Source organism: Arthrobacter sp. R4, assembly GCF_051365025.1.
Classification (GTDB): Bacteria; Actinomycetota; Actinomycetes; order Actinomycetales; family Micrococcaceae; genus Arthrobacter.
The window spans coordinates 19,742-33,411 of the sequence record NZ_JBLWIJ010000015.1; the positions used below are offsets into that span (position 1 = coordinate 19,742).

The window sequence follows — 13,670 nt, forward strand, 5'->3', positions numbered from 1 at the left end:
CCGATTTTGTAACCGCCATCACCCATTCGGCGGACCACTCGAAGGATTTTGCACATGCCTGATCAGAGCGTCAGGGCCGGGAGACAACAAGGCACGACGCCGGCACTCGAGGTGAGTGCCGGCGTCGTGTGGTGAGAGAGGGTCTAGGCCGGGGCCTTTGCACCTTCCGCCTGGCGTTCCTCCACCAGGGTGGACACGGCCTCGAACAATGGATGCTCCGGCGCCAGCCCGGTGATCCGGGCAGTGGCGTCGGCCGGTGATGAGGAAGCCAGGATCTCCGCGAGCTCGGTGGCCTCGGCGTCGGCGGGGTCGTTGAAGCGCAGGGCTGCGGCGATCGCACCCAGGAGCGCTTCGGGCACGATCCCGCGTTCCGCCAGCTCCGCGGCCGGGCCGATGAACCGCTCGTGCCGGCTGAGTTTCCGCAGCGGGGCGCGGCCCACCCGGTTCACGGTGTCCGGCAGGTGCGGGTTGGAGAACCTGACCAGGATCTTCTGAACGTAGGCTTCCTGCTCGTCGTTGCTGAACCCATGCTTGGCAACCAGGAGCTGCTTGGTTTCCTCCAGGACCGCGCGGACATCCTCGGCAACGTCCTGGTCGGCCATGGCTTCGGAAATCTTCTCCAGCCCGGCCTCAAAACCGAAGTACGCCGCGGAAGCGTGCCCCGTGTTCACGGTGAAGAGCTTCCGTTCGATGTACGGTGCGAGCTCGTCCACGAAAGTGGCTCCAGGAATCACCGGCGGTACGCCGCCAAACGGCGTCCGGTCGATGACCCATTCGTAGAACGTCTCCACCGTGACATCCAGCCCCTGTCCGGGCTCCTGGTTGGGCACGATCCGGTCCACTGCTGTGTTTGCGAACACTGCCGCGGAGTCAAGTGAACCGGCGGCTTCGTCCCAGAGCCCGGCGACTTCGCCGCGCAGGATGTCCGTGGCGTTGATGGCGTTCTCGCAGGCCATGACCTGCAGGGGCGCCAGTCCGGCCTCCCGCGCCGCGATGCCCCGGGTGATGGCGGGCGCCACGAACTTCAGGATGTGCGGACCGACGGCGGTGGTGACGATGTCCGCCGTCGCGATTTCCCGGACCAGCTCCGCATCGTGCGTGCCGGAGTTCAGCGCCCGGAAGTTGTCGACCGTCCGGACGGTAGGGTTCTCCCCTACCTCGTGGACGTTGTAGCTGTCAGCTGCCGCCAACTGGTTGATGAGGTCCTCGGCGACGTCCGCGAACACCACCTCATACCCGGCCTGGTGCAGCAGCAGCCCGACAAAGCCACGGCCGATGTTTCCCGCCCCGAAATGTACTGCCTTCACTATGCGTTGACCTTTCCGAACAGCTCCAGCACTTCGTCCACCGATGTGGCGGCCTCCAGCTGGGCAACCTGGGCCTTGTTGGTGAAGACCTTCGCGATGGAGGACAGGATGTGGAGGTGTTCGTTATTGATGCCGGCCACGCCCACGACGAACTTGACCTCCTTGCCGTTCCAGTCGATGCCCTCCGGATACCGGATCACGGACACAGCGGACTTCCTGATGTGGTCCTTCGCCGCGTTGGTGCCGTGCGGGATGGCCAGGTAGCTGCCCATGTACGTGGACACCGACTCTTCACGTTCGTGCATCGCAGCGATGTAGCCCTCGTCCACGGCACCGCGGGCCAGCAGGAGCCGGCCGGCTTCATCGATCGCGGCATCGCGGGTAGTGGCGGTGCCGTTAAGGATGACGCTGTCCGCTACTAAAATCCCGGAAGGTACGACGGCGGCTGGTGCGGTTGTCCCCGCGTCACCGGGAGCGGTGGCACCCGGGACTGAGTCCACCGGAGTATCCGCAGCGTGGGCGCCATGGCCGGCGGCAGCACCGGCGTCAGGCGTTTCCGGAGCGTTGCTGTTCTTGACCAGCTCAACAATTTCGTCGTAGCGCGGGCTGCTCATGAAGTTGTCCACGGAGTAATGGACGGCGCTGGAGGTTGCAGGCTTGGCCCGTTCCGTCAGGTCCTGGTGGGTGATCACCACATCGTAGGTGTCGCTCAGGTTGGCGATGGCCGCGTTGGTGACCTTGACCTCCGGGAAGCCGGCGGCCTTGATCTTGTTCCGCAGCACCGACGCGCCCATGGCACTGGAGCCCATGCCGGCGTCGCACGCGAAGACGATGTTCCTGACCGGTCCGGCCAGGACAGCCGTCCCTACCCCTCCGCCGGCACCCGCGCCGGTCAGCGTGGAAGCGACGGAACTCTTCTTGCCCTTCATGGCTTCCATGCGGCTGGTGGCCTCGGTCAGGTCCGTTTCATCGCTGTGCTTGGTGGTCTTCAGGATCACCGAGGCGACGACGAAGGAAACTGCCGTGGCGAGCAGGACTGCAAGGATCACGCCCAGGTAGCTGTCCCGGGCGGTCTGGGCCAGCACCGCGATGATGGAGCCGGGAGCGGACGGCGCCACGAGGCCCGAGTTGGTGATGGACAGCGTGGCAATACCCGTCATGCCGCCAGCGATCGCAGCCAGGATCAGCAACGGGCGCATCAGGACGTACGGGAAGTAGATTTCGTGGATGCCGCCGAGGAAGTGGATGATGGCAGCGCCCGGGGCGGACGCCTTCGCTGCACCACGGCCGAAGAACATGTAGGCGAGCAGGATGCCGAAGCCGGGGCCGGGGTTGGCCTCAAGCAGGAACAGTATGGACTTGCCCTGCTCCAGAGACTGCTGGATGCCCAGAGGGGTAAGTACCCCGTGGTTGATCGCGTTGTTCAGGAACAGCACCTTGGCTGGCTCGATGAAGATGCTGGTCAGGGGCAGCAGGCCGTTGCTGACCAGGAACTGGACCACATTGCCGGCGGCCGTGCTGAAGGCCGTGACCAGTGGGGAGATCCCGTAGAAGCCCAGCATGGCCAGCAGGCCGCCCCAGATGCCCGCGGAGAAATTGTTCACCAGCATCTCGAAGCCAGGGCGGATCCTGCCGTCCCAGAGCGAGTCGATCTTCTTCATGGTCCAGCCGCCCAGGGGCCCCATGATCATGGCGCCAATGAACATCGGGATGCCAGCGCCGACGATGACGCCCATGGTGCCGATAGCACCCACCACGCCGCCGCGGACGTCGTAGACCATGCGGCCGCCGGTGTAGGCAATCAGGAGCGGCAGGAGGTAGGTGATCATGGGACCGACCAGGCCAACATTCGCCACACCTTCGGCATTGGTACCAAAGCCGCCCAGTTGGGGAACGGGGATCCAGCCCTTTTCGATAAAGAGGGCGGTGATGAGTCCCCAGGCGATGAACGCCCCGATGTTGGGCATGATCATTCCGGACAGGAACGTCCCGAACTTTTGGACGCCAACGCGCACGCTGGTACGGGGTTTTGCAACTGTCTCTGTTGCCATGTGATTTCCTAACCGTGATTCCTGCTGCTCCGCAGGATGGTCCGATATTTCGACGACGGTACTGCCTGTGCAAAAGTGCTGTTGTGCGGCCTGGGACCGGCTAGCTGCTGGTCGAGATCCGGTGAAGCCACTCGAGGAAGAGTTTGAGTTCCGAGCTGGAGAGCTGGTCTGAGTGCGAGGCCTGAAGTGCGGCATTCAGGGCAATCGCTGCCACCACTACCGAGGACTTCCCGGAGTCATCCGGGCTGCCACCGGCAGACTGGTCCGCGGACACCGCAAAAATCATGGCGTCCCGCGTCATGGTGGACAATTCAAGGTTCCGTTCAGCGGCAGGCTCCGCAATCAGCATGAGGGTCACCCCTACGTTGGCGGCCAGGATGGATCTGGCTGCTTCCCGCGGCTGGACGTTCAGCTGGCCTGCCACCGCTGCTTTGTTCAGCATCTCCTCCATCAGGGCCTCGGCATCGGCAACGATGGCGGGACGGCTTTCAGGACGGATATTGCCGAACATCACCAAGTACAGTTCCGGCTGGTTGAGCCCGAACTGGACGTGGTTATCCCACATCCGCCGGATGTCCTCCAGCGGGTGTCCGGACGGGGCGAAATCCCTTTCCCCCGCGACATATTCCTCAAATCCCGCGGCGACGACGGCGTCAAACAGACCTTCCTTGTCACCGAAGTGGTGATACAGAGTAGGTGCCGTAACCCCTGCCAGCTGCGTGATCTGGCGGGTGGAGACGGGTGCCCCCGCGGATTTTGCCAGCAATTCGGCCGCCGCACGCAGCAGCCGCATTTTGGGGGGAAGCTGGCCATCCAAACTCATAACCGCTACCCTATCACCTATAGCATTGCTATATGAACTGAATCACATACAATTTTTTCAGGCACGTTTCGCGCCACCTGACGTAGCAGTCACGGCGCCCCGGCATGGCGCCGGGAACCTTGGCGGGCCTGGCTACCGGCAGAGAATGAGGACCTTCAGTGCAGAACTTCCCAGGAGTTGGCGTCAGCCCAGGCCGCATCATCGGCACCGTCCGGCAGATGCCCAAACCGATCAGCGAACCGCCTGCGGGCGAACAGCTGGCCGCCGGTGTCACGCCTGAGGATGCAACCGCAGCACTCAAGGCAGCCTCGCAGGCCGTCCACGACGAACTCAAGGCCCGTGCCGCCCACGCCACCGGGGACGGCAAGGCTGTCCTGGAGGCCACGGCACTGATGGCCAAGGACACCATGCTGATCAAGGGCGCGGCCAAGCTTGTTGCCCGCGGCCTCTCGAGCGAACGCGCCATCTGGGAATCCGGTTCCTCGGTCTCGGAAATGCTCCACAACCTGGGCGGGTACATGGCCGAACGCGCCACGGACGTCCTGGACGTCCGCGCCCGGATCGTTGCCGAACTGCGCGGCGTTCCTGCGCCCGGCATCCCCAGCTCCAGCACACCGTTTGTGCTCGTGGCGGAGGACCTGGCACCGGCCGACACCGCGACCCTTGACCCGAACAAGGTCCTGGCCCTCGTGACAGCAGGCGGCGGACCGCAGTCCCACACCGCCATCATTGCCCGTTCGCTTGGCCTGCCGGCCGTGGTGGCTGCTGTGGGAGTAGACGAGCTCGCGGATGGCACTGAAGTCTATGTTGACGGCGCCGCAGGCAGCATCACCGTAGATCCTGACGACTCGCTGCGTGCCGCGGCCGATGCGTGGGCGGCCACGGCTTCCCTGCTGGCTGAGTTCAGCGGCACGGGCACGACGGCGGATGGCCACCTGGTGCCGCTGCTCGCCAACGTGGGCGGCGGCAAGGACGCCGAGGCGGCCGCCAAGCTCGGCGCCCAGGGCGTGGGCCTGTTCCGCACCGAGTTCTGCTTCCTGGAACGCGACTCCGAGCCCACCGTCGAGGAACAGGCCGCAGCCTACAAGAGCGTCTTTGATGCCTTCCCGGGGAAGAAGGTGGTGCTTCGTACGCTCGACGCCGGCGCTGACAAGCCCCTTCCGTTCCTGACCGACTCCACGGAACCCAACCCGGCCCTGGGGGTCCGCGGCTATCGCACGGACTTCACTACGCCCGGGGTCCTCGACCGCCAGCTGGAAGCCATTGCCCTGGCTGAGAAGCAGTCCGAAGCGGACGTGTGGGTCATGGCTCCGATGATTTCGACGGCGGAAGAAGCGGCCCGTTTCGCTTCAATGTGCGCCGACGCCGGCATCCGGACGCCCGGGGTCATGGTGGAAGTTCCTTCCGCCGCCCTCACTGCCGAAGCGATCCTGCGCGAGGTGGGCTTCGCGAGCCTGGGCACGAACGACCTCACCCAGTACGCCATGGCCGCGGACCGCCAGCTGGGCCCGCTCGCCAACCTGAATACGCCCTGGCAGCCCGCAGTCCTCCGCCTGGTGGGGCTGACTGTGGAAGGCTCCCGCGCCGAGGGCAATAACAAACCTGTAGGTGTCTGCGGTGAGGCCGCAGCCGACCCCGCCCTCGCCGTCGTTCTTACCGGCCTGGGTGTGGCAACGCTGTCCATGACTGCGCGCTCCCTGGCCGCCGTCGCAGCGGTCCTGAAGACCGTGACGCTCGCCGAGGCCCAGGAGCTCGCCAAGCTCGCACTGTCCGCACCCAGTGCCACCGAAGCCCGGGCCTGGGTCCGCGAAAAGCTGCCCGTCCTCGACGAACTTGGGCTCTAACGCCGGTGCCCGCGTGAACTTTCAACTACCAGGAGGAATGAAAATGCCCGAACGCATCGCCACCATTGCCAGCCGCTCAGGCCTGCATGCCCGTCCGGCCGCTCTCTTTGCCGAGGCCGCCGGCGACGTGGGAGTGGAGGTCACCATCGCCATGCAGGGTGAGCCGGCGGATGAGGCGCTGGACGCTTCCAGCATCCTGTCGCTGATGACGCTCGGTGCGGCCAAGGGCGACGTCGTGGTGCTCCGGGCCGAAGGTGACGGGGCGGATGCCGCACTCGATTCCTTGGTCAAGCTCCTGGAAACGGATCTCGACGCCGAGTAGTGCTCAGGCGGTAACACCGAATCCGTCGACTGCCCGGACCCAGCTGCTGATCGCGGCGGCCGTGGCTCCCGGCGCCGTGTGCTGAAGGACGTGCCCCACCCCGGGTATCTCCGCCAGGCTGCCTTGTGGCGCCTGGGCGGCGAGCCGTTCGCACCACCCGCGCCGGGCCACGGGGTCTTTCGCTCCGCGCATCACCAGCACAGGCTGGCTGACACCCTGGATCCTGGATTCGAGCGGATAGTCCATCATTACCGGCAGCTGTGTGAGGTACCAGCGGAGGCCGGTCCGGAAGTAGTCCCCAAAGACAATGACATTCGAGGAAACGGATTCGCCGAACACCGCATCACGTGTGAGGGCCAACGCCTGGAGAGGCACCGATTTCCTGGTGCTGTCCACCACCGGGCCCATCAGCACCAGGCCAGCGACCAGTCCGGGGTCCTGGAGGGCAAGCTCCACCGCGTATTGCGTGCCCATGGAGTGCCCTACCAGCATGCAGGACCGGACCCCGGCGCCAGCCAGCACACTGCTGACAAACGCAGCATATTCCCCTACGGGCACCTGGCGGCCGGGCCTGGGCGCGGCACCGAAGCCGGGGAGGTCCAAGGTGTAAACATCAGCCACCAGGGCCAGCTCACGGTGTAGACGTGCAAAGTAGCGGTGGGAAACACCGATGCCGTGCAGCAGCACGTAGGTGGGCCTGTTCCCTCTTCCATTTTCGGTGGCGGGTCCGCTGGCGTGTCGCGTTGCCGAAGCGTACAGCCGGCCGGTGAGGCCGCCCGACGTGACCTCCCGGCCATCACCTAGTTTCATCAGGCGAGCATACCGCCACCGGGTCCGCAGCAGCGGGTTAGGCTGTTGCCCATGGCATTGATAGCTCCCCGGATGACCGCCGGCCTCCCGGTCGAGGACGCTGAGAAATTGCAACGGGCACTGGCGGGAAGCCACGACATCACGGTCTTTGTGGACGGCACTGTCCACCGGCTGCCGCCCCAGGCGCGGGACGCCGTCGTTGACCTTCTCAGCCGCTTTAGCCGGGGTGAGGCAGTGGCCGTCAGCAGCGTGGAGGAAATGCTTACCACCTCCCAGGCGGCGGAACTGGCCGGCATCTCCCACACATATCTGCGCAATATGACCGACCGCGGCGAAATACCCGTGGAATACCGGGGCACGCACCGCAGGATCCGGCGGGCGGCCATCGTAGCCTGGCTGGAAGAACAGAAGAAGACGGACCAGGCGAAGCGGCAGGCCACCGAAAATGACGGCCCGCGCGCCCCAGAATGACGGAGTGAGCGCCCCAGAATGACGGAGTGATAAGGATCAAGCAACGATCTTGGCGAGGCCTTAAAAGAGGCTGACTGCCGGGGTTAGGCTTGATTTGTGGCGAATTTCAGAGGGTTGCACGTGGTGGCGGGCATTGCCGCCATGCTGGTTGCTGCCATGCTGGGATCCGCCATGAGGTTGAACAACACTGCTGTGGTGATGTCCAGTTGCGTAGTTTTCGTCGCCGTGGCCATGTGGGCTGACAGCGCAATCTCCAAGCGCCGCCGCGCAGCAATGGGAATGCAAGAAACCCTGACCCTGCAGCAGGCAGCTTCCCTGGACCAGGCAACGTCCCTGGAACCCGGCCGTGAAGCTGCTCCTGCCACCCGCCAGGATATTCCGCAGCGCGCCGTCCAGGACCAATCGATGGCACCTGACGAACCCTCCAAACACGAAGGAAACGCAGCCTAAATCCTGGGCCGCGCCGCCCACCGGCGCATCTTCAGGGCAGCATGCAATTCCAGCCTGGGCAGGCCCTTGAGCGGGTCCACCCCGAGCAGGGCGCGGATACGGCCCAGCCTGTTGTAGATGCTGCTGCGGTGCAAATGGAGTTTATCGGCCACGTCCTGCACTGCTCCGTCGTTGTCGTACAGCAGCTCCAGGACAGGGATCAGTTCACCATTTCGGTCGTGGTCCTCCAGCATTCGAAAGTAGATCGACCCGGAATCCGTCCAGGCGCCCGCCCCGCCGCCAGCCGATGCCAGCAGCTGGTAGACCCCGGTGGCCCGGCAGTCCACCAGCTCACCCAGCTGCGCATCCACCGCTGCTGCCTGCGCGGCCAGCTTGGATTGCCGGTACGCCTCTGCGAAATCCCTCGGCCGGGCGAATCCCTCGCTGATACCCAGGATGATGCGGTGCACCGGGCGGCCGGAGCGCTTGGCCAGTTCCAGCTGATAGTGGACCAGCACCTGGGCATGGTTGGCGCGGCCCGTGGACTCCCTGAACAGCACCACGGAATGCGTTTCCGTGCCCGCGCTGAACAGGGCCACGTCCACCCCGATGGTGGCCTGAAGTGCCGCCGACCGGTGGATCAGGGTGGAAGCGATGGGGTCCGGCCCTCCGGCCCAGCCGTCGGAGTCAAGGACCGTGACCATCTGCCACGGCCCCTTGCCCTGAATCTCCTTCCATCCCGCAACAGCCGCCACAGCGTTCGCCTCGCCGGAACAGGCAGCCAGGAATTCCCGTTCGCGGCCGCGGCGGAACTCGGATTCAGCCGTGTTCGAATCCAGCAGCAGGCCGGAGAGCATCTCGATCTCGTGGTTCACTTCCGGCAGCTGGGTGAGGATCGCCGTCGGGTTTTCATCCTCCGAATCCTGCTGGACCCACAAGTAGCCCACCCGGAAACCGCGCACCATCAACGGCACACAGACCCGGCCCAGCATGCCCAGCTCGGGGTTGGCGGGGATCACAACGGGGCGGACCGCCGTCGAAATACCGTGCGAAAGCTGCCAGGCGCTGACGTCCACGGGGACGCGTTTGCTCAGCAGGAAGTTGACCCGTACGCGGTCGGCGTGGGACTGGTTGGAGCTGTACGCGAGCAGCAGCCCGTCCAGGTCCTCCAACGAAAGCCCCCGCCCGAGCTTCTGCGCGATGCGCTCCACGAGCTGTTCGACATCCTGCTGCTGCATGGGCCAACAGTACTGCCGGGACGGGTGTTGCCGCGAACGGACACGAGGCGACACCTGACGCTTGCGGGCTGGACAAATGTCGAGCAGTGTTTCCAAGAATCCGCGGAACGACGCGGCTGCCACAGGTCCTGCTCCCCGGATTCGTGTCACCAGCCTCACAACCGGATTTATTCTGGAATCAACAACTTCCCCCGCAATACAAGGGCCTTCGGGCCCTGAAAATGGAGCCCACAATGATCATCGGTGTCCCCAAAGAGATCAAGAACAACGAATTCCGCGTGGCCATCACAGCGGCCGGCGTCAACGAATTCCGTACACACGGGCACACGGTGCTGGTGGAGCGCGGTGCAGGCGTTGGCTCCGGCATCACCGATGAGGAATACGCCATCGCCGGGGCCGAAATCGTAGCCTCCGCCGACGACGTCTGGGCCCGCGCCGACATGGTCATGAAGGTCAAGGAACCCATCGCCGCGGAATACCACCGCTTCCGCAAGGGCCTGATCCTCTTTACGTACCTCCACCTCGCCGCAGAGCCCGAACTGACCCGGGAGCTGATCAACTCCGGCGTCACCGCCATCGCCTACGAAACCGTCCAGGAAGGCCGGACCCTGCCGCTGCTGGCCCCGATGTCGGAGGTCGCCGGCCGGCTCTCCGTGCAGGTGGGCGCCACGTCCCTGATGGCACCGGCAGGCGGCAAGGGCGTGCTCCTGGGCGGTGTCCCGGGTGTCCGCCCTGCCAAGGTGGTTGTGCTCGGCGCTGGTGTTGCCGGAACCAACGCAGCAGCCATGGCCTTGGGCCTGGGCGCTGACGTCACCATCCTGGACATCAACATCAACCGGCTCCGCGAACTGGACGCCCAGTACCAGGGCCGCCTGAAGACCGTGGCGTCCAACAAGTACGAGATCGAAAAGTCCGTGGTCGACGCCGACCTCGTCATCGGATCCGTCCTGATCCCCGGCGCCAAGGCACCCAAGCTGGTCAGCAACGAACTCGTCGCCCGGATGAAGCCCGGCTCCGTACTGGTGGACATCGCCGTGGACCAGGGCGGATGCTTCGAAGACACCCACCCCACCACTCACCAGGAACCCACGTACAAGGTCCACAACACGATCTTCTACTGCGTGGCCAACATGCCCGGCGCCGTCCCGAACACGTCCACCTATGCCCTGACCAACGTCACCCTCCGGTACGCCGTGGCACTGGCCAACCTGGGCGTCAAGGCCGCCTTCGACCGCGACCCCGCCCTCGCCGCTGGCCTCAACATCGCCGCCGGCCACGTGGCGCACCACTCCGTGTCAGAAGCCCACAACCTGCCCCTCGTGGCGGACTGGCACGAACTGGTCTCCGCGTAAGTCCTCGGGTGCTGTCCAAAAAGGGAGGCCATCCCCGCGTGCTGCTCCTTCGTCGCTCTGACGCACGCTTCCGGATGGCCTCCCTTTTTGGCCGTTAACCAGCCTTGCGCGAAGCCAGTTCGCGTGCTTTTTCTATAATTTTTAGGACCTCTACTGGGCCGGTGGGGTCTACTGGGAGGGGGCGGGCTGAGGCTGTGCCGCCGTCGAGGATCTTGTCGGCGAGGATCCTGTAGAACTCGGGGTAGGCGCCGCGTTCGGTGGGCAGCGCGTCCAGATGTCCGTCGCGGCCCAGGGCGCCGGCCCATTCCGGCGCTTCCAGCCCGAATTCCTCGTCCAGCGGGCTGCCGCCGGCCACGATATACGGTTCCTGCGGGTCGACCCCGTGCTTGGTGAATGCTCCCGTGGATCCGAGGATGCGGAACCGTGGGCCCTGCTGCGCGCAAAGCATGTTCATCCTCAGGTGGCTGGTCACCCCGGATTCGTGATTGAGGACAAGGAAGACGTCATCGTCCACTTTCTCGTGGGGCCGCCGCGCATGCAGCTCCGCGTGGGCCACCGTGGCCGGCCCGAACAGCAGGAGGGCCTGGTCGATGAGATGCGTGCCGAGGTCAAAGAGCACACCGCCGCCATCGGCTGCCGTGGCGTTGGCCTTCCACGCTTTTGAGATGTCCGGGGACCAGCGTTCAAAGCTGGACTCGAAACGGGTCACACTTCCCAGCGCTTCGCCGGCCACCAACTCGCGCACTGTGAGGAAATCCCCGTCCCAGCGCCGGTTCTGGAAGACCGTGAGAACCCGTCCCAGCCGCTCCGCCAAGGCGATCAGTTCCTGCCCTTCGGACGATCGGACAGCGAAAGGCTTGTCCACCACCACGTCGAGTCCGGCTTCCAGGGCGGCCTTCGCCAGCGGAAAGTGCGTGGCGGGAGGGGTCCCCAGCACCACCAGGTCAAGGTTCCCGGCCAGCGCAAGCACAGCGTCGCCGTCGGGCACTGTTTTGACGCCTGGATACCGCTCCACTGCGGCAGCCTGCCGCCCGGCGTCGGATGTTGCAACGATATCCAGCGAGTAGCGGCGGTCCGCCGCGATCAGCGGCGCGTGGAAGACGCTCCCTGATAATCCATAGCCGACGACGGCGGTACGGACAGTGCGTTCATCTTCAGTCCCGGTCATAGGCCTACGCTACCCCGCACACCCTCTCTCACTTCCTGTGCGTTAAAACCGAACGCTCTCTCACTTCCAGCCGGGGACCGGCCAGAAGTGAGAGAGCGTCGCAGAGGTTGTTACTTCTTTTCCCAGCCCAGCGTGGTCCAGTCAGGAACCTGGGACAGGCTCTGGAAGAGGGACGGACCGTAGTTGGCCAGTCCCGTGCGAACGAAGGAAATCTGCGGACCGTTGAAGAGGACACCCATGGAGAAGTACTTGGCCATATGCTCCTTCTCGACCTCCATGGCTGCCTTGTTACGCTCTGCGTTGTCCTCGATGGAGGCCAGGTCGGCGATCTTCTTATCCAGCTCGGCGTCGCCCAGCCCATTCGTGTTAGTCGCAGAATCGTAGAACTGCTTCACGGCTTCGGTTGCGTCCGCGCTGACTGTGTAGCCCGAGAGGCTGAGATCGAATTCACGCGTTCCAATGATCTTTCCGAATTCAGCTGATCCGTGCTGGGCAATCCCCACATCCATGCCAGCTTTTTTGAGCTGATCCACCAGTGTCGTGGCGGTGGCCAAGGTGGTTGTATCGTCACCGAAGTTGGCGACCTTGAAGGAAATGGGAACGCCGTCTTTCTCCATGATGCCGGCAGCGTTGGGAGTGTAGCCGGCGTCGGTGAGGACCTTCTTGGCAGCATCCGGACCCGTTTCCTTCACGGGGTAGTTGTCCTGGTAGTACTCGGAGAACGGCAGCAGCATCATGGAACCGGAGCTGGGCTCTTCCCAGTTCAGCCCGTTGAAGCGCACCTTGCGGATGGCCTCGCGGTCGACGGCGGCGAAGATGGCCTTGCGGACGGCGACGTCGGTGATTTTCTGGGCGTTGATGTTCATGCCGCCGGCGAAGAGCCGCTGGCCCCGGCGGACCTCGGAGTCCTTGGTTCCTTCGAGCTGCTTGTACAGCGCAATGGTATTGGCCGACATAGCGTCGATTTCACCATTCTTGAAGGCTGCGATCTGGGCACTGGTTTCAAGCTGGCGGAAGACGACGTTTTCCAGGACCGGCTTGCTTCCCCACCACTTCTCGTTGGGAACCAAGGTGACGGTCTTGGCGGCTGCGTCATACTGGTCCAGCTTGAACGGGCCCGCCATCCACTCGGGGTGCATCTCACCATTGAAACCCTCGTTAAAGATCTGAGGCGTATTCACGGCAGGGTGAATGAGACCGGTAAAGAGGGAGTCAAGCGGGTAGACCGGCTGGGACGTCTTAACAACGACTTCTTTGTCGCTGCTGCCGGCCTCGACGGACTCCACAAAGCCATAGTTACCCTGGCTGACGATGTCGTACCCCGCGTCCGGGCTCTTGAGGATGTTCCACGTGTTCTGGAAAGCTTTGACGTCAATTGGGGTGCCGTCATTGTAGGTAGCCTTGTCGTTGACCTTGATAGTGATGGTCTGCTTGCCGTCCGTGACTTCGTTCTTGACCTCTTCGCAGAAGTCCTTGTTGGGCGTCACTTTCCCTACAAAGTCAATGGTCCAGCAGCCCAATGTACCCGCACCGTCAATCGGACGGTGCAAAGCCGTATTGTCCCCGCTGTTGCCGTTGTTGGAGAACCCGTTGAAGTCCGGCCCGATGCTGCCCAGCGGCAAGGTGACCTTACCGCCCGGCTCAAGATCCGCGGCAGGCTTCTCGTTGATGCTGATGAGCTTGGAGAGGTCGCTGCCAGCCTCCTGCCCCTTTGCCGTTTCCGGTCCCGTGGGTGTGCCACCGCCCCCGCAGGCCGTGAGCGCCAGAGCGGCAGCTACAGCCGCCGCTCCCCCAATCCTGGTCAGATTCTTCATGGTGTTCCCTTCATTGGTGCGAGTGGTGGTGCTTGTGATGG

The 13,670-nt window shown here is 64.3% G+C and carries 12 protein-coding genes; 5 read left to right on the forward strand and 7 right to left on the reverse strand.

The features are described from left to right. Positions 1-143 precede the first annotated feature (143 nt). From ACLKOZ_RS10130 to ACLKOZ_RS10140, 3 genes are all read right to left on the reverse strand, one after another. On the reverse strand, positions 144-1,307 hold the full coding sequence (locus tag ACLKOZ_RS10130; protein WP_337352641.1) for a mannitol-1-phosphate 5-dehydrogenase: 1,164 nt from the start codon (positions 1,305-1,307) through the stop codon (positions 144-146). After that, positions 1,307-3,358, reverse strand: a complete 2,052-nt coding sequence (locus ACLKOZ_RS10135; RefSeq protein WP_436474815.1) for a PTS mannitol transporter subunit IICBA — start codon at positions 3,356-3,358, stop codon at positions 1,307-1,309. The genes ACLKOZ_RS10130 and ACLKOZ_RS10135 overlap by 1 nt, the downstream gene beginning before the upstream one ends. A gap of 100 nt (positions 3,359-3,458) precedes the next feature. Continuing rightward, positions 3,459-4,181: a TetR/AcrR family transcriptional regulator gene (locus ACLKOZ_RS10140; RefSeq protein ID WP_337348699.1), complete on the reverse strand. Its 723-nt coding sequence runs from the start codon at positions 4,179-4,181 to the stop codon at positions 3,459-3,461. Between the two features lie 158 nt (positions 4,182-4,339). Between ACLKOZ_RS10140 and ptsP the strand changes: the two genes are divergently transcribed. Beyond that, positions 4,340-6,025 (forward strand): phosphoenolpyruvate--protein phosphotransferase, encoded by a 1,686-nt coding sequence (gene ptsP / locus ACLKOZ_RS10145; RefSeq protein WP_337348698.1) that lies wholly within the window; start codon positions 4,340-4,342, stop codon positions 6,023-6,025. Positions 6,026-6,068: 43 nt separating this feature from the next. Next, positions 6,069-6,347 carry an HPr family phosphocarrier protein gene (locus tag ACLKOZ_RS10150; RefSeq protein ID WP_131135386.1) on the forward strand — a complete coding sequence of 93 codons (279 nt, stop codon included), beginning with the start codon at positions 6,069-6,071 and terminating at the stop codon, positions 6,345-6,347. 3 nt (positions 6,348-6,350) lie between these two features. Here ACLKOZ_RS10150 and ACLKOZ_RS10155 read toward each other — a convergent pair whose 3' ends face one another. Further along, positions 6,351-7,157, reverse strand: coding sequence for an alpha/beta fold hydrolase (locus ACLKOZ_RS10155; protein WP_436474818.1), 807 nt, complete (start codon positions 7,155-7,157; stop codon positions 6,351-6,353). Positions 7,158-7,208: 51 nt separating this feature from the next. Between ACLKOZ_RS10155 and ACLKOZ_RS10160 the strand changes: the two genes are divergently transcribed. Further along, on the forward strand, positions 7,209-7,628 hold the full coding sequence (locus tag ACLKOZ_RS10160) for a helix-turn-helix domain-containing protein (RefSeq protein WP_436474820.1): 420 nt from the start codon (positions 7,209-7,211) through the stop codon (positions 7,626-7,628). A 96-nt stretch (positions 7,629-7,724) separates the two neighbouring features. After that, positions 7,725-8,078, forward strand: a complete 354-nt coding sequence (locus ACLKOZ_RS10165) for a hypothetical protein (protein WP_436474822.1) — start codon at positions 7,725-7,727, stop codon at positions 8,076-8,078. Here the strand turns inward: ACLKOZ_RS10165 and ACLKOZ_RS10170 are convergent. Next, on the reverse strand, positions 8,075-9,295 hold the full coding sequence (locus ACLKOZ_RS10170) for a PucR family transcriptional regulator (RefSeq protein WP_436474824.1): 1,221 nt from the start codon (positions 9,293-9,295) through the stop codon (positions 8,075-8,077). The two genes, ACLKOZ_RS10165 and ACLKOZ_RS10170, sit on opposite strands and share 4 nt — an antisense overlap. 233 nt (positions 9,296-9,528) lie before the next feature. Between ACLKOZ_RS10170 and ald the strand changes: the two genes are divergently transcribed. Continuing rightward, positions 9,529-10,647: an alanine dehydrogenase gene (gene ald, locus ACLKOZ_RS10175; RefSeq protein WP_337348694.1), complete on the forward strand. Its 1,119-nt coding sequence runs from the start codon at positions 9,529-9,531 to the stop codon at positions 10,645-10,647. Positions 10,648-10,741: 94 nt separating this feature from the next. Here the strand turns inward: ald and ACLKOZ_RS10180 are convergent, their stop codons facing one another. Together ACLKOZ_RS10180 and ACLKOZ_RS10185 are read right to left on the reverse strand one after the other, a co-directional pair. Continuing rightward, complete coding sequence (locus tag ACLKOZ_RS10180; protein ID WP_436474826.1) at positions 10,742-11,815, reverse strand: Gfo/Idh/MocA family protein; 1,074 nt, start codon at positions 11,813-11,815, stop codon at positions 10,742-10,744. 110 nt (positions 11,816-11,925) lie between these two features. Continuing rightward, positions 11,926-13,629 (reverse strand): ABC transporter family substrate-binding protein, encoded by a 1,704-nt coding sequence (locus ACLKOZ_RS10185; protein ID WP_436474828.1) that lies wholly within the window; start codon positions 13,627-13,629, stop codon positions 11,926-11,928. Positions 13,630-13,670: the final 41 nt, after the last annotated feature.